At 54.8% G+C, this 19,423-nt stretch carries 21 protein-coding genes; 17 read left to right on the top strand and 4 right to left on the bottom strand.

What is annotated here, in order from left to right; genetic code table 11:
- The first annotated feature begins 102 nt into the window (after positions 1-102).
- From DKB62_RS07010 to DKB62_RS06965, 11 genes are all read left to right on the top strand, one after another.
- Positions 103-1,911: an ATP-dependent helicase gene (locus DKB62_RS07010; protein WP_162860295.1), complete on the top strand. Its 1,809-nt coding sequence runs from the start codon at positions 103-105 to the stop codon at positions 1,909-1,911.
- A 26-nt stretch (positions 1,912-1,937) separates the two neighbouring features.
- Positions 1,938-2,783 carry an ArdC-like ssDNA-binding domain-containing protein gene (locus DKB62_RS07005; RefSeq protein ID WP_107196025.1) on the top strand — a complete coding sequence of 282 codons (846 nt, stop codon included), beginning with the start codon at positions 1,938-1,940 and terminating at the stop codon, positions 2,781-2,783.
- Positions 2,776-2,928 (top strand): hypothetical protein, encoded by a 153-nt coding sequence (locus DKB62_RS12565; RefSeq protein WP_157949696.1) that lies wholly within the window; start codon positions 2,776-2,778, stop codon positions 2,926-2,928. The genes DKB62_RS07005 and DKB62_RS12565 overlap by 8 nt, the downstream gene beginning before the upstream one ends.
- A gap of 58 nt (positions 2,929-2,986) precedes the next feature.
- A complete protein-coding gene (locus DKB62_RS07000; RefSeq protein ID WP_107196024.1) occupies positions 2,987-3,949 on the top strand; it encodes a YqaJ viral recombinase family nuclease in 963 nt (320 codons plus the stop codon).
- 1 nt (position 3,950) lies between these two features.
- A complete protein-coding gene (locus DKB62_RS06995) occupies positions 3,951-4,403 on the top strand; it encodes a JAB domain-containing protein (RefSeq protein ID WP_107196023.1) in 453 nt (150 codons plus the stop codon).
- A gap of 27 nt (positions 4,404-4,430) precedes the next feature.
- Complete coding sequence (locus DKB62_RS06990; protein WP_107196022.1) at positions 4,431-4,997, top strand: hypothetical protein; 567 nt, start codon at positions 4,431-4,433, stop codon at positions 4,995-4,997.
- A 252-nt stretch (positions 4,998-5,249) separates the two neighbouring features.
- Positions 5,250-6,356 (top strand): NADH:flavin oxidoreductase, encoded by a 1,107-nt coding sequence (locus DKB62_RS06985; RefSeq protein WP_107196021.1) that lies wholly within the window; start codon positions 5,250-5,252, stop codon positions 6,354-6,356.
- 80 nt (positions 6,357-6,436) lie between these two features.
- Positions 6,437-7,189 carry a hypothetical protein gene (locus tag DKB62_RS06980; protein WP_107196020.1) on the top strand — a complete coding sequence of 251 codons (753 nt, stop codon included), beginning with the start codon at positions 6,437-6,439 and terminating at the stop codon, positions 7,187-7,189.
- Positions 7,149-7,544, top strand: a complete 396-nt coding sequence (locus DKB62_RS06975) for a GerW family sporulation protein (RefSeq protein WP_095629022.1) — start codon at positions 7,149-7,151, stop codon at positions 7,542-7,544. The genes DKB62_RS06980 and DKB62_RS06975 overlap by 41 nt, the downstream gene beginning before the upstream one ends.
- Positions 7,545-7,661: 117 nt before the next feature.
- Positions 7,662-8,093: an OmpH/Skp family outer membrane protein gene (locus DKB62_RS06970; protein ID WP_087478427.1), complete on the top strand. Its 432-nt coding sequence runs from the start codon at positions 7,662-7,664 to the stop codon at positions 8,091-8,093.
- 125 nt (positions 8,094-8,218) lie between these two features.
- On the top strand, positions 8,219-9,151 hold the full coding sequence (locus DKB62_RS06965; RefSeq protein ID WP_107196019.1) for an AEC family transporter: 933 nt from the start codon (positions 8,219-8,221) through the stop codon (positions 9,149-9,151).
- A gap of 213 nt (positions 9,152-9,364) precedes the next feature.
- Here DKB62_RS06965 and DKB62_RS06960 read toward each other — a convergent pair whose 3' ends face one another.
- The 3 genes from DKB62_RS06960 to DKB62_RS06950 all read right to left on the bottom strand — a co-directional run bounded on the left by DKB62_RS06960 (position 9,365) and on the right by DKB62_RS06950 (position 11,133).
- Positions 9,365-9,712, bottom strand: a complete 348-nt coding sequence (locus tag DKB62_RS06960) for a thioredoxin family protein (protein ID WP_087478425.1) — start codon at positions 9,710-9,712, stop codon at positions 9,365-9,367.
- 2 nt (positions 9,713-9,714) lie between these two features.
- Positions 9,715-10,728, bottom strand: coding sequence for a permease (locus DKB62_RS06955; RefSeq protein WP_087478424.1), 1,014 nt, complete (start codon positions 10,726-10,728; stop codon positions 9,715-9,717).
- A gap of 90 nt (positions 10,729-10,818) precedes the next feature.
- Positions 10,819-11,133 carry an ArsR/SmtB family transcription factor gene (locus DKB62_RS06950; protein ID WP_087478423.1) on the bottom strand — a complete coding sequence of 105 codons (315 nt, stop codon included), beginning with the start codon at positions 11,131-11,133 and terminating at the stop codon, positions 10,819-10,821.
- A 293-nt stretch (positions 11,134-11,426) separates the two neighbouring features.
- Here DKB62_RS06950 and DKB62_RS06945 point away from each other — a divergent pair, with 293 nt between their 5' ends.
- The 6 genes from DKB62_RS06945 to DKB62_RS06920 all read left to right on the top strand — a co-directional run bounded on the left by DKB62_RS06945 (position 11,427) and on the right by DKB62_RS06920 (position 18,527).
- Positions 11,427-12,764, top strand: coding sequence for an acetyl-CoA hydrolase/transferase family protein (locus DKB62_RS06945; RefSeq protein WP_107196018.1), 1,338 nt, complete (start codon positions 11,427-11,429; stop codon positions 12,762-12,764).
- 398 nt (positions 12,765-13,162) lie between these two features.
- Positions 13,163-13,957 carry an enoyl-CoA hydratase/isomerase family protein gene (locus DKB62_RS06940; protein ID WP_087478421.1) on the top strand — a complete coding sequence of 265 codons (795 nt, stop codon included), beginning with the start codon at positions 13,163-13,165 and terminating at the stop codon, positions 13,955-13,957.
- A gap of 41 nt (positions 13,958-13,998) precedes the next feature.
- Complete coding sequence (locus DKB62_RS06935; protein ID WP_087478420.1) at positions 13,999-14,742, top strand: 3-oxoacid CoA-transferase subunit A; 744 nt, start codon at positions 13,999-14,001, stop codon at positions 14,740-14,742.
- Positions 14,742-15,401: a 3-oxoacid CoA-transferase subunit B gene (locus DKB62_RS06930; protein WP_087478419.1), complete on the top strand. Its 660-nt coding sequence runs from the start codon at positions 14,742-14,744 to the stop codon at positions 15,399-15,401. Before DKB62_RS06935 ends, DKB62_RS06930 begins: the two co-directional genes overlap by 1 nt.
- A 219-nt stretch (positions 15,402-15,620) precedes the next feature.
- Entirely contained in the window at positions 15,621-15,926 is a 306-nt protein-coding gene (locus DKB62_RS06925; RefSeq protein ID WP_095629119.1) for a metal-sensing transcriptional repressor, read from the top strand.
- Between the two features lie 12 nt (positions 15,927-15,938).
- A complete protein-coding gene (locus DKB62_RS06920; RefSeq protein ID WP_107196017.1) occupies positions 15,939-18,527 on the top strand; it encodes a heavy metal translocating P-type ATPase in 2,589 nt (862 codons plus the stop codon).
- Between the two features lie 318 nt (positions 18,528-18,845).
- On the opposite strand, the gene DKB62_RS06915 is transcribed toward DKB62_RS06920, so the two are convergent.
- The gene (locus tag DKB62_RS06915; protein ID WP_157949695.1) at positions 18,846-19,370 is read right to left on the bottom strand and encodes a GNAT family N-acetyltransferase; all 525 of its coding nucleotides are present in this window, start codon (positions 19,368-19,370) and stop codon (positions 18,846-18,848) included.
- Positions 19,371-19,423 lie beyond the last annotated feature (53 nt).

The following is a 19,423-nucleotide window of genomic DNA, read 5'->3' as shown; positions in this document are numbered from 1 at the left end:
TGATATGTATGATTCGTGCCAGCCCCATATCGTTATCTGTTTTTTCACGGTCTATCCACCAGATAGGCCGCTTTTTTTATGTTCCGCAAAGGAGGAATCCCTATGTATCCTATTCCAAAAGAACAGTCTGCTTCGTCTTATCCGCATCTTCATGTCGTCCCGTCTGCTGCGGAAGCGTTTCTATTCCCGTTAAACGAAGAACAACGGGCTGCCGTCCAAGCGATTCATGGCGTCCAGTGTATCCAAGCCGGAGCAGGTACCGGAAAAAGCGCCTGTATCATCGCCAAGCTCCAGTATATCCAGCATACCGACCCGGACGCACATACGCTTCTGGTCATCAGCTTTACCCGGAAGGCCGTCGAAGAAATTAAGCAGCGTCTGCCAACGGAACATCATATTTCCGTGATGACGTTCCACAGCCTGTTCTACCATATCCTTCGCAACCACGGCTATCAGGGATATTCGCTGCTTTCGGCATCGCAGCAGAAACGGTTAGCGCAGTTCATTTTGCAAAACCTGCAATTACACGAAACACTAACAACAGAGGATGCCTTACACACGCTGCATGCCGTCACGGTAAGCGGAAATCTTGCCGTATTCCGGAAGGCGTACGTACAACAGCAGCACACGTATCATGTGATGGATTTCGATTCAATGCAGCTGTTTTGTTATCAGCTGCTGAAAGAGCATCCAGAACTGCGCCGGCACTATCAGAACCTATTCCGCTATATCCTCGTTGATGAGTTTCAGGATATCAATCCGATCCAATGGGCGATCCTGAAGCAATTGGCACCCAAGCGGAAATCGACAAACCTGACCGTCGTAGGCGACCCAAGGCAAAGCATCTACCGTTTTAGAGGCGCAACACCGGATATCCTAACCGACTTCTGTTCCTTTTACGGCGATGCCGTACACTGCGTTACGCTGATGAAAAACTATCGCAATACGCCGTCTATCCTCGCATTAGGCAATCGTCTGACGCCAGGCTATGAGCCGCTCGTACCGGTACGGCAACAGAAAGAATACCCGGCTCCCGTATATTATGCCGCGGCGACCGATACGGCCGAAGCGGATTTCGTCGTAAACCATATCAAAGCCCTGTACCAAAGCGGGATTCCCTATGCCGGCATGGCCGTGTTATACCGTTCGTCTGCCGCCGCTCATTGCCTCGTAAACCGCCTGTATACGTCGTCGATTCCCGTCGTACAACGTAATGGACGGTTTCTGTACGATAGGCCCGTATACCGTACGCTCTTTTCACTTCTCCGGGCCGGGATGAACCTTGCATCTTCAATGGACTGGAAACATATACTGCATGCCATGGGCGGCAACGACGACATATGGCGCATGCTGAACCGCCGACACGCGGACACAGGAGAAGACCGGCTTGCGCTGCTTCCGTCGTTCATACCGGATGAATCTATGCGGGATACAGCGCTTCAACTGGTTTCCATCCTAGAAGCCAGCCAATCTGTCCCGTTGAAGAATACCGTGCTTCAGCTTTGGAAAACGTTACTATGCCAACAGTTCACTAACGATGATTCCGTACTGGATACCGTACTCTCGCAGACAGAACCCTTCCGCACGCCGCAAGAACTACTGAAGCATGTATCGATCCTGCAAAAGCAGCGTCGGCACATGGAACAGCTTGCCGCGACGCCTGATGCCGACTACGTATCGGCTCTCTCTATTCACAGCGCCAAAGGGATGGAATTCCGCGTCGTCTTCCTGATCGGCGCGGCAGACGGCATATTGCCCGATACCAGCCATGATACGGCAGATCTGGAAGAAGAGCGACGGTTAGCTTACGTCGCGGTCACGCGCGCCCAAGAACGCTTATATATCAGTTATGCCAAGAAAACAGGACATACCGCCCATCAGCCTTCCCGATTTTTCGGGAAGCTTTTTTAATATGACAGAAAAGGAGTTTGATACAGATGAAATCCGAAATTACAACAAAAACCATTCAACAGTTACTGCAAGCCTTCCAGACCCAGGAATTCCCGGAGAAAGTAGCCTATGCCCTCATCCGGCGTTCTCCTGACGAACTGCGTCTCTTTCCCTGCCGCCGCTGGTCGTTTCTCAATACGATGATTATGGTATCCAACCAGACAGACACGGCTATGGGATTTCGCCAATGGCGCGCACTAAACCGGCATGTCGTCAAAGGAGCGCGGGCCTTTCATATTCTCGTACCGCTTCTGAAGCGGTATACGCCGGAACCTGCGCCGGATACGGATACAGACGACGCTCCCGAAGTAAAACAACGGGTATACGGATTTAAAGCCGTTCCCGTATTCCGTTATGAAGATACGGACGGCAAGCCGCTTCCCGTAAAGGAATCGTATAAGCCCGTTCATGCGCCGGCATTTATTGAGGTCGCAAAGAACATCGGCGTCCAAATCGATTACGGCCCGGTATACGCTAATTTTCTGGGATACTATGCCCCGGCAGAGAAACGAATCCATTTATGCAGTCATACGGACGGCGTATTCTTCCATGAATTAGCGCACGCCATGCATGATTATCTGGGACTGGCCGCCGTAGCCGATAGCCAGCAAAAAGAAATCGTCGCCGAATTCTCTGCCGCCGTATTAGCGCGTATCGCCGGTCTCACGGGGTATGAAGGAAACGCCTACCAATACATTGCCCGCTATGCCGACGGCGATTCGCCGGAACAGGTATTGCGCCATATTGCTGCGGTCATTAAAGATATCGAAGCCGTGGTAACTGCGGTTCTTCGCATGTCGGAAACAAACATAGGAGGGATACAGCATGAATAGAACTTATACACGCCGCAGGCTGCGGAACCAAAACCGAAGGCTTCGCAGCGATAACGCCGCCTTACGCCTGCTCGTCGCCGCGTTGACGGCAATCAATGCACTGCTGGTAATACAGCATGCTGCTTCATATATACTGACCCATTAGCATCGTTTGTCTGCGCCTGTACGGCGCTTTTTTTATTGCCTGAAAGGAGACAATTTCTATGAAAAAAGTATTAACAAAAACAACGAGCCTATCCAAACAGGACTGGCTTGCATTACGCCGTCGGGGAATCGGCGGCTCCGACGCTGCCGCCGCCTGCGGATTATCCCGGTTTGTATCGCCTTATGCACTGTTCATGGAAAAAACAGGCGCATGCCCTAAAAAAGAAGCCGGAGAGGCAGCCTACTGGGGTACCGTCATGGAACCCATTCTGCGGGAAGAATTCGCCAAGTGGACACAGCTGGAAACAGTCGCCGTGCCCTACATGTTTTATTCCGCCGAATACCCGTGGATGCTAGCCAATATCGACGGCATCGCAAAAGACAAAGATGGCACAGTATCCCTGCTGGAAATCAAGACAGCCGGACTCTATGCCGCTAAAGATTGGAGCGATGGACTGCCGCCGGAATACTATATCCAAATCCAGCATTATTTATCTGTCACCGAACTACATCATGCCTATGTTGCCGTACTGATTGGCGGAAATGACTTCCGGATATTAGAAGTCCAGCGCGACGATGCAGCGATTGAACATATCATTGCGCTGGAAGCCGTCTTTTGGACAGAACATGTGCTGAAACACATCGCACCGCCTGTCGATGGAACCGAATCTACCGCTGCTGCGATTGCCACCCTTTATCCCAAAGGAAACCAGACAGACCGTATCCTACCAGCAGAGGCAGACGCATTGGCCGAACACTACCTGCGGCTGCAAACACAAGAAAAGGACATAAAATCGCAAAAGACGGCTACTGAAAACAAGCTGAAAGCCCTGCTCGGCGAATCGGAATGCGCCCTGACACCGACAGGATATGCTGTCTCATGGAAAAACGTATCGACGACCCGTCTCGACAGCACGCGGCTGAAACAAGACCATCCGGAATTAGTCGGCCAATACACCCGAACTACGCAATCCAGAAAATTTGCCGTAAAACCCGCAGCCGCCACGAAAGGAGAATCCTAATATGTGCCGCATTACGTTTCAGCGCGTAGCGCTTATCAAAGAATACGGAAAACGATACCAGTTCGACCGCGATATCTGCTCGCCTGACAAAGCGGTACAGGTCTTTAACGACGTGCTTCATCTGAACGAATCGGACGTAGAACGGTTCGCAGCAATTTACGTAAACAATAAAAAACAGCTGGTCGCCGTCCATACGCTGACAATCGGCCTGATTGACTGCTCTCTCGTTTCTCCTGCCGACGTATATAAGATAGCCCTCCTGACCGGCGCAAACGGCGTTATCGTCGCCCATAACCATCCCTCAGGAGATCCGGAACCTTCACAGGACGACCTTTGTATCACCCAACGTCTGGCAAAAGCGGGAGAAATCCTCGGCGTTTCCCTGCTGGATCATATCGTTATCGGGACGAATACCCCGGATTGGATCAGCTTAGCCGAACAGGGGTACATATAACCCAACCCATGAAAGGAGGCCTCTCTCATGAATATCCAAAAAATTAATGAACTACTGGAAGCACAGGCATCAACAGCTAAAACGCATCAGACGCAACCTGCGTCTTCTTCCGCCAACTCCGAAACGACGTTTGCCCGGCAACCTGCATCGGCCGTCGTCGATATGACACAGCAGCAGCTCGTCAGCCGCTTATTGCAGCCCGACGCCGATTACGGACTCATTCAGGGCTGCCGCAAACCGTCCCTGTTTAAATCCGGCGCGGAAAAATTAGCCGCCCATTACCAACTTCGCAGTGAGGTATCCGTACTGCACCGGACGGAAGATATACCAAACCAATTTGTGTCCTACGAAATTAAGGTCACGCTGTATAACCAAGCCGGCGCAGTCGTTTCCGAAGGGTTAGGCGCCGCCAACAGCAAGGAACGGAAATTTTCCCGCGGCGATTTCTATTCTTCCATCAATACCGTCATAAAAATGGCGCGGAAACGGGCGTTTATCGACGCCGTACTGACCGGAACGGCTACGAGCGGCATCTTCACGCAGGACATGGAAGACATCGCTTCGCCGCCGACGGAAATACATCGAATCGGTTAAATGATTTACTGTTCTCATTAAAATACGTACACAAAGACAGGAGGTTTTCTACCAAATGTAACTACATAAAGTGTAAAACATAATGTATGGTTACACCTTTAGGTTACACGTTTTGAGAATGAAATTTTTGATACAGAACGAATCTGCATATTCATTGCATTTAAAAAAATTGGTATTGAGAAATAACTCGTTCTAGTTTATAATGATGAATAAAACTTAAAACCTTTTTTGATTACCAAGGAGAGATTGCCCATGTTATTTGATAGATGCCGTATCGGCGGTATTGACGCGGCGTGTCCCATCGTCCGCTCGGCTACCTTTGAAGGGATGGCCGACGCCCAAGGATACCCTACGGATAAATTAGCTCAAATGTACGAACGCCTCGCCGACGGCGGCGTCGGCGTCATGATTACGGGAATGATGGCCGTCAGCACGCTGGAACCGCGGCAGCACCGCCAAATCCGCATCGACGACGACAGCTGCGTCGCCCCGCTGGCAGACATGGTACGGCGCGTCCACGGCCACGGCGGCAAGATCGTCGCCCAGATCGTCGTCATGGGCTCGTCCATCATGATGCCTGAAGGGGAGGGGCGGGTCATCGTCAGCCCCAGCGGCGTCACGGAAAAATTAGGCAAAATCGAACAGGAATCCCACGCCCTGACGACGGACGAAATCGCCCGCCTCACGGAAGACGCCGGCCGCGCCGCCCTGCGGGCCAAGGAAGCCGGCTTCGACGGCGTGCAGTTCCACAGCGCCCACGGCTATTTGGCCAGCAAGTTCTTATCGCCCTATTTCAACCGCCGCGACGACGAGTACGGCGGCAGCCTGGAAAACCGGGCCCGCTTCCTCCTGGAATGCATCGCCTCGATCCGCAAACACGTCGGCCCGGAATACCCCGTATGGGTAAAGATCAACAGCGAAGACTTCATGAAAGAGGGGGGCATGACCTTCGACGAAAGCCTGCAGGTCATGGAATGGCTGGCCGACGCCAAGGTCAGCGCCATCGAAGTGAGCGGCGGCAACATGTCGTCCCTGCCGCGCAAGGGCCCCATCCGGGCCATCCGCCGCACGAAGGAGCCCATGTATTTCGTCCCTTACGCTGAAAAGGCTGCGGCGAAATTAAAGGGCCGGACCGACGTCGGCGTCATCGGCGGCTTCCGCCAGGTCGGCGAAATCGAAAGCTGCCTGGCAAATACGGACATCGCCTTCGTCTCCCTGTCCCGGCCCCTCCTGCGCCAGCCCGACCTGCCCAAGCTGTGGCGGGAAGGCAGCACGGAGCCTTCGACGTGCATTTCCTGCTCCCGCTGCTTCGGCGCCGAAGACGTGGACTGCATTTTCAATAAACAAGAAAAGGCCTGACCGATAAAAGGATTTTGCCCCCTTAGCCTCGAATACTATGTACAGGCGGGAATTTCCGCCTGAAAGGGAGGGCAGCGCGTATGGGCATCGTCGTCATAACGGCAGCCGCCGTATTATGCGCGGCGGCCGTGCTGTTCATACCCTTTACCTATCATGTCAGTATCCGCACGGGCCGGCCGTTCCGCCTCTGCGTCCGGGCCGGCTGGTTCGGACGGGCCCTGGCCGCCACCTGGGATTATACCTGGGGTCAGCGGCCCGTTTCGTCGGTATACATAGGCTGGAAGCGGCAGGCCGGACCGCCGCCGGACCTATCGGAAGATACATCGGAAAAAGGGGCTGACCAGGCCGCCGAGGCCGTCCGGCAGCAGGCGGAGACGGACAGCGCCGTCACCTATGAATCGCTGAAACGGGAAGACGACGGCAATGCGCCGAAGGCGGCAGGCTTTCACTGGAAGCCCCTGGTCTTTAACAGGGACTTCGCCGCAGCCTTCTTCTGCTGGCTGGGACGCATCCTGCATCATTCGCGGGTCCGCTCGCTGGACATCCGCGGCGTCATCGGCTTGGGACAGCCTCACGAAACGGGCCTTCTGGCCGGCGCGCTGTACGCCGTCGTCCCGGACGCTATCGGCGGCCTGCGCTTCGACTACCTGGAAGAACGGTACGACAGCACGATACGCGGCAGCGGGACCCTGTATCCGGCGGCGCTGCTGTGGTATTCGGCGCTCTTTATAGCGTCCCGTCCCGTTCGCCGTCTCATCGCCGGCTGGCATGCATCGAAAAGGGGAGAGCATCATGGACAACACGATAAAAAACAATCTGGAAACGATCTTTAATAATTTCAGGGAAATGATCAAGGTAGAAACCGTCGTAGGACAGGCCGTCCAAATCGGCGGCGCGACGATCATTCCCTTCGTCGACGTCACCTTCGGCTTCGGCTCCGGCTCAACAGACGGTCAGGGCAGCCGCGCCGGCGGAGGCGGAGGCGCGAAGCTGGAACCGGCGGCCGTATTGGTCATCAAGGGCGACAGGGTGGAAATGTTTTCCATCAAAAAGGACGGCTATCAGGCCTCGGCCTTTGAAAAGCTCATCGCCATGGCTCCGGAAATCATCGACAAGATGAAAAAGGATAAATATATTTACATCAAAGACGAAGACGAGGAAGCACCGGCAGCAGACAAAGAAAAGTAATTTCCAAGGTTACAAAATTGTCTCAGTTTTACGGGGCCCGTTGTAGTTTTTCAATGAGTCTGATATAATAAAAAAACGAATAAAGTTAAATCTATTCAACGCAGGAGGATTGTTAGAATGAAATTGAAAAAGCAGATAGCTTCTCTCGCAGTAATCGGTATGATGAGCGTAGTGGCCGCTACGTCCGCCTTTGCAGCCGGCGTCGGTTACGTCAACTTCGATACCTTGATTTCTTCTCATAAAGATTATCCGAAAGTCAGCGCTCAGATGCAGGAAGCCATCAAAAAAGCCGACGCAGAATTTACGAAAAAAGCTGCCAACATGAAGACGGACCAGGAAAAACGCGATCTGGCAAGACAGCTGAACCAGAACATCGCCGAATTGGAAAATAAACTGGTCGTTCCCATGGAAAAAGACGTCGTACAGGCCGTCGACCAGGTTCGCAAGAACAAGGGCTTAGACGCCATCGTCGTTCAGGGCTCCATCATCGCCGGCTTCGAAAACGCGACAGACGAAACGCAGGAAGTCGTCAATATCCTGAAAAAATAAGGAAACCCAGTCCCTTACAAATACTCCCGTTCAGGGAGTATTTTTTTATCCGCCAAGGGGCAGGGTCATAGACGTATGATACTGGCTCTTGCCAGCCTATATTCTAAACAAAAGGTGCGTGTACTATGGATTTATTTTATATCATTTCCAATCAGCTGTTTCAATTCTTCGTCATGATGGTCTGCGGGTATATCGCCGCCCGCCGGGGAATCTTGTCCCAGCCCTCGCTGGACGTGTTGTCCAAGGTCATCATCGGCATCCTGCTGCCCATCCTCATCTTCGCCAACGCCATGAACGGCACGACGCGGCAGGTCCTGTTCGACTGCTACGCCATGATCCTCCTATCTGCCGGCATATACGGCGGCCTGATCATCGTGCAGGCCGTGATGGCCCGGCTGCTGGGCCGCAGGGGAAACCTGGGCCGCATATACCAGGCCACGATGATTTACGGCAACGTAGGCTTTCTCGGCATCCCCTTATTGTCGGCAGCCTTCCCCGAACGGGGCGGCCTGTACATCGCCTTGTTCAGCATTATCGACCAGCTCGTCTTGTGGACCTACGGCATGTACCTCACGACGCCGGGCGAAAAAAAGGCCGCCTTTTCGCTGAAAAAATTTTTTAATCCAGCCTTATGCGCCATCGTCTTGGCTATCGTCCTGATCCTGGCCGGCATAGGCCTTCCCAACGTGCTGGAAACATCCCTGCTGACAGTCGGGCGGGCAGCGACGCCCTTGTCGCTCCTCTACCTGGGCGGCCTCATCTACTATACGGACTGGAGCGTCGGAGCCAGGACGAAGGACCTGTACGCAGGCATTGCGACGAAGATGCTGCTCTTTCCCATCGGCTTCTTCCTCATCGCCCGCAGCCTGTGCGATGATTTGGAAATGGTGCAGGCGGCGACGCTCATCGCGGCCCTGCCGACGATGGCCGCCGTGGCCATGTTCGCCCAGTCCAACCGCAATCACGGCGACTACGCCCTGAGCATGGTCCTCCTAACGACGGTAGCCTGCCTGGGAACGATGACCATCGTGTCCTACTTGATGTTCAACGTATTGTAATAGGCCCTTCCTTTAGACGAAGTACAGATTTATGTACGGCTTCGTGTCATCCGCGCACGCTGACAGCTAAAAACGCTTTACTGACAAGATAAGAAGGTAAAAAACAGCAAACCGGCAGGGATTGACTCCCTGCTGGTTTGCATATGGGGAAACTATACTTTATAGAGATAAAAGGCAGCCTGCCAGAAATCCATGACACGCTGCCTTTAAATGTTATTCCGATTTTTTTCGGGCCGCCGCAATAAGCCCTTTGGCTTCTTCTGTTTTTAATACCTTCCCATACGATACGACGACGTTGTCTACGACGAGGGCAGGAGTAGTCATGACGCCGTAGGCGGCAATTTGTGAAAAATCTGTCACGTCGTCGATTGCCGCCTCCAGGTGCAGTTCTTCCAAAGCGGCGCGGACAGATTTTTCCAGTGCATGGCACTTAGCGCAGCCCGAGCCTAATATTTTGATTCGGACAGATCCGCCGGTGCCTTGCCCTCCGATTTTCGGCAAGCAGCTGGCTTCGCTACCGTCGTTTTTTGAGGTTTCTTTTTTCTTGTTAAATAAATTCATACTTACCACACTCCTTTTATCAACATATATTGAAATGCGTTAAATACGCAGCCGACGAGGATAATACCGGCTGCGCAAACGCCGATAAACAGGGCCAACAGCGCCGGCTTAACGGCCTTGCGGAGCATAATGAGTGAAGGCAGGGATAAGGTCGTAACGGCCATCATGAAGGACAGGACCGTTCCAAGCTGCGCGCCTTTGGCAAATAAGGCCTCCGCTACAGGGATGGTCCCGAAAATATCGGCATACATAGGAATGCCCACAATCGTTGCCGCAAGAACGCCAAAGGGGTTGTCCCTGCCAAGAGCTGTTTCTATCCAGCTTTCAGGAATCCAGTTGTGAATGACTGCGCCGATGCCGACGCCTGCCAGAATATACGGAAAGACCTTTTTGAACGTGTCCAGCGTTTGCTCCTTTGCGTACGTCAGACGTTCTCGCCTTGTCGGAACCGGCTCATCTATATCGGCGCTGTCCGCTGCGCGGACAAAAGGTTCTACATGTTTTTCCATACCCAGCTGTCCGATAATAGCGCCGCCGGTGACGGCAATGACAAGACCGAGGGCCACATAGATAATGGCTACCTGGGCGCCGAAAATACTCATGAGCAGCACCAAGCTTCCTAAATCGACCATGGGAGAGGAAATTAAAAAGGAAAATGTGACGCCCAGCGGCAGTCCTGCCCTTGTAAAGCCGATAAACAAGGGAATCGACGAGCAGGAGCAAAAGGGAGTGACGGTTCCCAGCAGGGCCGAAAGGATATGGGCTGAAAATCCATGAAAACGACTTAAAATGCGTTTGCTCCGTTCTGGCGGAAAGTAGCTTTGAACGTACGAAATCATAAAAATCAACAGGCAAAGCAACAGCGTGATTTTCAATGCGTCATATACAAAAAAATGGATACTGCCTCCTATACGTCCGTTCAGGTCCAGGCCGAGCGACGATAGCCCCGTCCCGACCAGGTGCTCAAGCCATTTCATGCCGAGCAGCTGATATTGAATAAATTCCCAGATATGCATGTCAACCGCTTCCTTTCTATTTCCATAATACATCAATATTTTTTGATGTGTTGGGTTAAAAGAAACGCCGTCCAGAGTCCGATGTCTTTTCTATCTGCACGGAGGAACGGGCGTTTCTTGTTCAATAGTAGGCGTCGTGAGCTTTTTCAGTAATTGCACGGCCCGGTCTCTGCCGGAAGAGCTCAACCGGTAGTGCGTCCATTTTCCTTCCTGCCGGCTGACTACGATGCCGGAATCGCAAAGGATCTTCATATGGTACGATAAGCCCGACTGGGTCAAATCCAACGGCTCCTGCAGCACGCAGGCGCATTTTTCGCCGCCCCGCAGCTGCTCCAGAATAGCCAGGCGCTTAGGATCACATAGTGCCTTAAAGACTTTCGCTTGTTCTTGGTATTCCGTTTTCATAGCGTTACCTCACATCAAATTATTTTGATGTGATTAGTATAGGCTTTATGCCGCAGCTTGTCAATACCATCGATAGTCCTTGCCCGTATCGGTTCAGCCGCACAAGGGATTTTCGCCCTCAGCTCTCACGCCGTGCTGTCAGCTTCCCATAGGAGGTTTCACGGGCAGGACGGTATTTCAGCTCCGCAGAAGGCTCTTTTGCCATGACTTTTTATGTTAATTCGTATATAATAAACACATACATACCGACGTGAACTGTTTTCCTAAAAATTGGCTATATACGAGGTGATACTATGGACGTATACCGCGAGTATCAGGCCAAGCTCCGCAGTCCGGAGCAGGCCGTGCAGATTGTCAAAGACGGCGACTGGGTAGATTACAGCCATTGCTGCTCCTTCCCGGCGGCCTTGGACAAGGCCCTGGCAGGGCGGCGGGACGAATTGAAGAACGTAAATGTACGGGGCAGCGTGACCTGCCGGCCCGTACAGGTGCTGGAGCAGGACCCAGATAACGAGACCTTTACGTACAACGTATGGCACTGCTCGGCCATCGACAGGAAGTACCTGGACCAAGGACGAGCCTATCATCAGCCCATGCTGTTCCGCAACTGCGGTTCCTACTACGAGAGGGGATTCGCCCCCGTCGACGTGGCCATGATTACCGTTGCGCCTATGGATCGGCAGGGAAATTTCTCCTTCGGCCTGACGAACTGCTGCCAGCAGGAGGTCCTCGACGCGGCGGACCACATCATTCTGGAAGTCAATCGGGACATGCCCGTCGTGTACGGCGTAGCCAATGACCATATCCATATTTCCGACGTGGACTGGGTCGTCGAAAGCGACGAGCCGATCAGCGCCGCGCCGGGACGGCCGGCCAGCGAATTGGATAAGAAAATCGCCGCCCAGATTTTCCCCTATCTCCACGACGGCATGACCCTGCAGCTGGGCATTGGCGGCATGCCCAACGCCTTAGGCGAGCTCATTGCCGAATCGGATCTGAAAGACTTAGGCATGCATGCCGAAATCATGAGCGACGGCTATTTAAAGCTCTATCAGTCGGGAAAAATTACTAATAAAAAGAAGCCCCTCCAGCGGGGAAAGGGCGTATTCTCCGTCTGCCTCGGCTCGAAGGAGCTGTACGAATTTCTGCACTGCAATCAGGGAATTCTCTCGGCCCCCATGTACTATGTCAACGCCGCCGAAACCATCCGCCAGCTCGACGACTTCATCTCCATCAACAGCTGCATCGCCGTCGATTTGTACGGCCAGGTCTGCGCCGAATCGGTCGGGACGCGGCAGATCAGCGGCACCGGCGGCCAGCTGGACTTCGTGACGGGCACCTATATGGCCTCTCACGGCAAGGCCTTCCTGGCCATGCCCTCCATGTACTTCGACGCCTACGGCGTCGGCCGCTCCAATATCCTGCCGAAGTTCACGGACGGCGACATCATCACGACGCCGCGGACCCAGACGCCCTACGTGGCGACGGAATACGGCGCCGTCAACCTGTCGGGCCTGGCGACGTGGCAGCGTGCCGAGGCCCTTATCAGCATCGCCCATCCCGATTTCCGCGACGCCCTGATCAAGGCCGCGGAAAAGCAGCGCATCTGGCGGCGGAGCAACAAGCGGTAAGCCCCGCAATTTCATACGGACCATGGACGACGCCCTGCACGGCTGCGACGGTGCAGGGCGTTCTTGCAGTTTTGATATCGTACAGTTTGGGTACCGTCTCTATTTGCATGGCAAATCCATGAAATATAGAACTAATGTCCATTCTAAAACGACTCATTATTGACAATTTAGCATAATCCATATATTATTTACTTATAAGAAACCGAACGTGTACATGGAAATTAAATATAGAGAAACCAGCAGAGACGCCGCAACAGGCGTCAGTAAGAAGGTTTGCCGCGCCGCAGACAGGAGCATGGCCCGCCCTTCGTATAAACGGTTAATTTTTATATTCCCCCGACTAAAGGCTGCCCAAGGCAGTTTTGGTGATAGAGAAGACCTGTAAAGGAGGAACTGGTATGGAATTGCAGAAGTTGATTTACACGGTAGAAGACGGCATCGCCGTCGTTACGATGAATTACATGAAGAACCTCAACGCCATTGACGAGCAGATGGCCGACGAGCTCATGTACGTCGTCGACAAGGCGGAACACGACCCGGACGTGCGCGTCCTGGTCATTAAAGGGGCGGAAAAGGCCTTCTCCGCCGGCGGCGACATCGGCTATTTCTACAAGCTCATCCAGGCCGGCGGCGAAGTCAACATGGACGGCCTGATCAGCAAGGTCGGCAGCGTCGCCGACGGCTTGAAGAAGATGAGCAAGATCGTCATCACCTCGGTCAGCGGCGCGGCGGCCGGAGCCGGCGTGAGCCTGGCCATCGGCGGCGACTTCATGATCTGCGCCGACAACGCGAAATTCATCCTGGCCTTCGTCAACCTGGGCCTCGTCCCCGACACGGGCGCGACGTATCTCCTGACCCGCCTCATCGGCCCGAACCGCACGATGGAACTGGCCGCTACGGGCCGCCCCGTCGGCGCGGAAGAAGCCAAAGCCCTGGGCCTGGCCTATAAGGTCACGACGGTGGAAGAGCTGGACAGCGTGACCATGGCCTTTGCCAAGAAGATCGCCGCAGGACCTCTCCTGTCGTACAAGAACATCAAAAAGCAGATATACGACGCCATGTATGTCGACTACAAGAAATGGCTCGACGAAACGGAAGTGCCGACGCAGCGCGAATGCTCGGCGTCCATGGACTTCCAGGAAGGCTGCAAGGCCTTTATGGAAAAACGCAAAGCCATATTCCAAGGGAAATAAGCGTATAGACGCAGTGTTATAGGAGGAAAGGAGGTCATTTTGTGTTTGCAAACAAAGTAGTGACCAAAGAAGAAGCGCTGAGCAAGATTCACGACGGCCAGACGATTATGTTCGGCGACTGGCACGGCGAATTCGCCGCCGATGAAATCATCGACGGCATGCTGGAAAAGGGCGTTACGGACATCCACGCCATCGCCGTTTCGGCCGGCATGCCCGACCAAGGCGTCGGCAAGCTGATCGTAGCCAAACGGGTCAAGAGCATTATTACGACCCATATCGGCCTGAATCCCGTAGCGAAGGACCAGATGCTGGCCGGCGAGCTGGACGTCGAATTCAGCCCCCAGGGCACCTGGGCCGAACGCATCCGCTGCGGCGGCGCAGGCCTCGGCGGCTGCCTGACCCCGACGGGCCTCGGCACGGAAGTGGCTGAAGGCAAGCAGGTATTGACCATCAACGGCAAGGACTATCTCCTGGAGCTGCCCCTGCGGGCTGACGTCGCCCTGGTCAAGGCGACGAAGGCCGACAAGGCCGGCAACATTTCCTTCCGCCTGAACTCGCGGGCGACGAACAGCACCATCGCCCTGGCGGCGGATTTCGTCATCGCCGAAGTCGAAGAGCTGGTTGAAGTCGGCGAATTGGGCCCTGAAGAAATCGACGTGCCGGCACCCATCGTCGACATGGTATACGTGCGGACCGGCGAAAAACGGCCGATGTGCCCCATGTGGCAGCGGGCGAAGGCCAAGGCCGAAGCAAAGGCTAAGGCTGCGGAAGGAGGCGGAAAATAATGGCGGCATTAACTGGACGGGCGCTCATCGCATCGCGGTGCGCTAAATTCTTCAAAAACGGCGACTTTGTCAATCTGGGCATCGGCGTTCCTCTCTTGTGCGTCAACTATCTGCCTGAAGGCGTCAACCTCTGGCTGGAAGCGGAAATCGGCACCGTCGGCAGCGGCGCGACGCCGCCCTGGGACAGCGTCGACATCGACGTCATCGACGCAGGCGGCCAGCCGGCCTCCATCATCACCGGCGGCAGCGTATACGACCATGAAATGTCCTTCGCCTTCATCCGCGGCGGACACATCGACGCTACCGTACTGGGCACCCTGCAGGTCGACCAGGAAGGCAACCTGGCCAACTGGACTATCCCGGGCAAGCTCGTCCCCGGCATGGGCGGCGCCATGGATCTGTGCGCTGGCGTCAAGAAGATCATCGTAGCGACGGACCACTGCGAAAAGAGCGGCAAATCGAAGATCCTGAAAAAATGCACCCTGCCCCTGACGGGCGCGAAATGCGTCACCGACATCGTCACCGAACGGTGCTACTTTGAAGTCACGCCGGAAGGCTTAGTCCTGCGGGAACTGGCCGCAGGCTACACCGTAGATGACATCAAGGCCTGCACCGAAGCGGATTTCATCGTCCCCGACGAAATCGGCGTCATGGAATAACAGTATATAACGTATAAAACGACAAAACGGTATGGAACGGCAGCCAGCTTATAGCAGCTGTCGTCCCGTACCGTTTTTTATTTCTCAGCTCCTTCCGTACGTCCGTCCAATCTCTCTTCGGCATCTTGACATATACCCTTACTGGGTATATTATGTTTATATACCGGTATGGGGTATATCATCTCTGCACCTATGTCAGGAGGGATACATATGGATTCTATGAACGATACGAGCTGCTGCGGAGGCGTGAAGCTGAAGCACCGCGACGAGAAGGAATATAAACGACTGATTTCCCGGTTAAACCGGATTGAAGGGCAGGTACGGGGCATCAAGCGCATGGTGGAGACGGACCGCTATTGCATCGATATCCTGATGCAGGTCACGGCCATCCAGTCGGCCCTGAATTCCTTCAACAAGGAGCTCCTCGGCCAGCACATCAAGAGCTGTGTCGTCCACGATATCCGCGAGGGGAAGGACGACGTCGTCGATGAGCTCGTCTGTACCCTGCAAAAATTGATGAAGTAAGGGAGTGATTGCATGAAGCATGAAACATATCAGGTAACGGGCATGTCCTGCTCGGCCTGCTCGTCCCGCGTCGAAAAAGCCGTCTCCAAGCTGGAGGGCATAGAAAAGGCCAGCGTCAATTTGCTGACCAACAGCATGCAGGTCGATTACGACGAAACGATCCTTACGAGCCAGGCGATTATAGACGCCGTCGTCAAGGCCGGATACGGCGCGTCCCTGGCCGGCGGGCAAGCCGGAACAAAGGGCGCTTCGCCGCAGGCAAGTCCGGCCAATACGGCCGAGCAGGAAGTCAGGCAGATGAAGCGGCGCCTCCTGTGGTCCATCGTCTTTCTCATTCCTACAGTCTACATCGCCATGCATCATATGCTGGCCTCTCATCTGGGAATTCCCGTCCCGTCAGCTATATCAGCAGTATTCGACGGCCCGGAAAATGCCATTTCCTTCGCCTTCGCACAGTTCCTGCTCATCCTGCCGATCATGTATTTGAACCGCAAGTACTACATCAACGGCTTTTCCAACCTGCTTCGCGGCGCGCCCAACATGGACAGCCTCGTCGGCATGGGCTCCATGGCCTCGGCGGCCTTCGGGGCCTTCGCCATCTTCCGCATGGGCTGGGGCATGGGCCACGGCGACTGGGCCTTGGTACAGACCTATAGCGCCAACCTGTACTTCGAGTCGGCCGGCATGATCGTCACCCTCATCACCGTAGGCAAGTATCTGGAAACGAGGGCCAAGGGCAAGACCAGCGCGGCCATTGAAAAGCTCATGAAGTTAGCGCCTAAGGAGGCGACGGTCCTGCGCGGCGGCGTCGAAACGGTCATTCTCGTCGAAGACTTAGCCGTCGGCGATGAAATCGTCGTCCGCCCGGGCGAGCGCATTCCTGCCGACGGCATCGTGTCTCAGGGCACGACGAGCATTGACGAATCGGCCATTACGGGCGAAAGCATTCCCGTCGAAAAACAGGTCGGCGACAAGGTCACATCGGCGACGATCAATACGTCAGGCTACATTCACGTCACGGCCCAACGGGTCGGCGACGATACGACGATCAGCCAGATCATCCGCCTCGTCGATGAAGCCAGCGCCAGCAAAGCGCCTATCGCCAAAATCGCCGACGCCGTCGCCGGCATCTTCGTCCCGGCTGTCATTACCTTGGCCGTCGCCGTTACAGCCCTGTGGTACTTCGCCATGGGAGCCGACTTGGAATTCGCCTTTTCCATCGGCATTTCCATCCTGGTCATTTCCTGCCCCTGCGCCTTAGGGCTGGCGACGCCTGTCGCCATTATGGTCGGCACGGGGAAGGGCGCGGAAAACGGCATCCTCATCAAGTCCGGCGAAGCCCTGGAACGGGCTCACGCCATCGACACCGTCGTCATGGACAAGACCGGCACCATTACGGAAGGCAAGCCCCGCGTCACCGATGTACAGGCCCTGACCTGCAGCGAAACAGAGCTCCTCGCCCTGGCTGCCGGCATGGAGCAGGGGAGCGAACATCCCCTGGCCGAAGCCATCGTAGCCTGCGGAAAAGAAAGGGGCATCGCGCCGAAGGCCGTATCTGATTTCCGTGCCGTCTTTGGAAAGGGCGTCATCGCCTCCGCCGATGGGAAAACCTATTACGCCGGCAACGCCGCCCTCATGGCAGAGCAGGGCATCGCCATCGGCAGCTATACAGACCGTCTCGACGCCTTAGCCGATCAGGGCAAGACGCCCCTCATATTCGCCGATAACAGCGGCGTCATCGGCATCATCGCCGTCGCCGACGTAGAAAAAGCCACCAGCGCCGAAGCCATTTCCCGCTTTGCCGCTATGGGCATCGACGTGGTCATGCTGACTGGCGACAACGCTCGCACGGCCGAAGCCATCCGCAAGCGCTTGGGCATTCCCAAGGTCATCGCCGGCGTCCTGCCTCAGGATAAGGAACGGCACATCGCCGAGCTGCAGGCCCAGGGGCGCACCGTCGCTATGATCGGCGACGGCGTCAACGACGCGCCGGCCCTGGCTAAAGCCGACGTAGGCATCGCCATCGGCGCCGGGACCGACGTCGCCATCGAAAGCGCCGACGCCGTCCTCATGCGCAGCGACCTCCTCGACGCCGTCAGCGCCGTCCGCCTCAGCAAGGCCGTCATCAAAAACATCAAAGAAAACCTGTTCTGGGCCTTCTTCTACAACGTCATCGCCATTCCGTTGGCGGCTGGCCTGTTTTACCCGGCCTACGGCCTCAAGCTGAACCCCATGATCGGGGCGGCGGCCATGAGCCTGAGCAGCGTCTGCGTCGTCCTAAACGCCCTGCGCCTGCGCTTCTTTAAGCCCAACCATTCTGCTGGAACTGTTTCACGTGAAACATCACATGAAACTCCAAATACACCTATATCTGAACAGAAGGAAGGAGAACCTGCTATGAAAACAACATTACACATCGAAGGCATGATGTGCCAGCACTGCCAGAAACACGTTCACGACGCCTTAGCCGCCATGGACGGCGTAACGGACGTAACCGTCGACCTGGAAGGCAAGACGGCCGACGTCACGGCGACGAAGGACATTACGACGGACGAATTCGCCAAGGTCATTACCGACGCCGGATACGAGCTGGTAAAATAAGAGGCAGCAAGCAAAACGGGACCGCTGATGAAGAAAAGCAATCCTTCATCGCCAGTCCCGTTTTTATATGTCATATCCAACGCGCTGCGCATCTACAGGCAATAACCATAAACCTTGCCATCTTATGAAGAAACGCTGCAAAACCAAAGTGTATCGCAAGAGCGCTGAATGCAGAAATATGCTGCTATTGTCTTTCAAATCATATACTGCAAAACAGGGGCATATGTTTCACGTGAAACAGTATGTCCCTGTTTATATATATCAATAGATTTTATGCTGAAGGCCAGACGGCCCGACACTCTCAGAAGAGAAGGGCCCTTACAGAATATACTCAAACAGATCGAATTCGGTCCATCCCGTATCTTCATAAAACATACAGGCCGTCCGGCAGTAGGCAAATCCAACCTTTCGATAGGCCCGCTCTGCCGGAATATTACCCTTCAGCACATCGAGGCGAATTGTCTTCATTCCGGCCTCCCGTCCCAAGCGGATGGCGTACTCCGTCATCGCCTGGGCTATGCCCTGGCCGGCAAAGGACGGGCGCACGCCTAAGGCGTGGACGACGAGAAGTTCTTCGTCCGCCGCGTCGACAGACCACGGCGCGCCGTCATAGCTTTCGTTGTATTCGTGATTGACGACCATCGCCGCTACAAGATGGCCTCCTATTTCGCCGACGTAGAGCTCGCCCCTGTCCAGCGACGCCCGCAGAAAGTCCTGCGACGGGTATACATCCTGTTCCCATCCCGGTTTAAATTCGGCGTCCTTCATTTCGTCGATCACAGCGCAATAAAACTCCCGCACTGCCGCAAATTCCGCTGTGCCGGCTCTGCGAATCTGTATCATAAAACTGCCTCCTGCCGCGTTGTCATATACGTCCATCCCTCCCGTATACTGCC

Origin of the sequence: Megasphaera stantonii (genome assembly GCF_003367905.1) — a bacterium.
Taxonomy (GTDB): Bacteria; Bacillota; Negativicutes; order Veillonellales; family Megasphaeraceae; genus Megasphaera; species Megasphaera stantonii.
Note: the sequence above shows the minus strand (reverse complement) of the source record. Positions and strands in the feature narration are given on the sequence as shown.

Coding starts and splice junctions, on each gene's coding strand:
- DKB62_RS06915 (WP_157949695.1), bottom strand. CDS start 19,370: ATGATACAGATTCGCAGAGCCGGCACAGCGGAATTTGCGGCAGTGCGG.
- DKB62_RS07000 (WP_107196024.1), top strand. CDS start 2,987: ATGAAAAAAGTATTAACAAAAACAACGAGCCTATCCAAACAGGACTGG.
- DKB62_RS06960 (WP_087478425.1), bottom strand. CDS start 9,712: ATGAATTTATTTAACAAGAAAAAAGAAACCTCAAAAAACGACGGTAGC.
- DKB62_RS06995 (WP_107196023.1), top strand. CDS start 3,951: ATGTGCCGCATTACGTTTCAGCGCGTAGCGCTTATCAAAGAATACGGA.
- DKB62_RS06950 (WP_087478423.1), bottom strand. CDS start 11,133: ATGAAAACGGAATACCAAGAACAAGCGAAAGTCTTTAAGGCACTATGT.
- DKB62_RS06980 (WP_107196020.1), top strand. CDS start 6,437: ATGGGCATCGTCGTCATAACGGCAGCCGCCGTATTATGCGCGGCGGCC.
- DKB62_RS06945 (WP_107196018.1), top strand. CDS start 11,427: ATGGACGTATACCGCGAGTATCAGGCCAAGCTCCGCAGTCCGGAGCAG.
- DKB62_RS06930 (WP_087478419.1), top strand. CDS start 14,742: ATGGCGGCATTAACTGGACGGGCGCTCATCGCATCGCGGTGCGCTAAA.
- DKB62_RS06965 (WP_107196019.1), top strand. CDS start 8,219: ATGGATTTATTTTATATCATTTCCAATCAGCTGTTTCAATTCTTCGTC.
- DKB62_RS06920 (WP_107196017.1), top strand. CDS start 15,939: ATGAAGCATGAAACATATCAGGTAACGGGCATGTCCTGCTCGGCCTGC.
- DKB62_RS06975 (WP_095629022.1), top strand. CDS start 7,149: ATGGACAACACGATAAAAAACAATCTGGAAACGATCTTTAATAATTTC.
- DKB62_RS06970 (WP_087478427.1), top strand. CDS start 7,662: ATGAAATTGAAAAAGCAGATAGCTTCTCTCGCAGTAATCGGTATGATG.
- DKB62_RS06985 (WP_107196021.1), top strand. CDS start 5,250: ATGTTATTTGATAGATGCCGTATCGGCGGTATTGACGCGGCGTGTCCC.
- DKB62_RS06990 (WP_107196022.1), top strand. CDS start 4,431: ATGAATATCCAAAAAATTAATGAACTACTGGAAGCACAGGCATCAACA.
- DKB62_RS06925 (WP_095629119.1), top strand. CDS start 15,621: ATGAACGATACGAGCTGCTGCGGAGGCGTGAAGCTGAAGCACCGCGAC.
- DKB62_RS07005 (WP_107196025.1), top strand. CDS start 1,938: ATGAAATCCGAAATTACAACAAAAACCATTCAACAGTTACTGCAAGCC.
- DKB62_RS06955 (WP_087478424.1), bottom strand. CDS start 10,728: ATGCATATCTGGGAATTTATTCAATATCAGCTGCTCGGCATGAAATGG.
- DKB62_RS06940 (WP_087478421.1), top strand. CDS start 13,163: ATGGAATTGCAGAAGTTGATTTACACGGTAGAAGACGGCATCGCCGTC.
- DKB62_RS12565 (WP_157949696.1), top strand. CDS start 2,776: ATGAATAGAACTTATACACGCCGCAGGCTGCGGAACCAAAACCGAAGG.
- DKB62_RS07010 (WP_162860295.1), top strand. CDS start 103: ATGTATCCTATTCCAAAAGAACAGTCTGCTTCGTCTTATCCGCATCTT.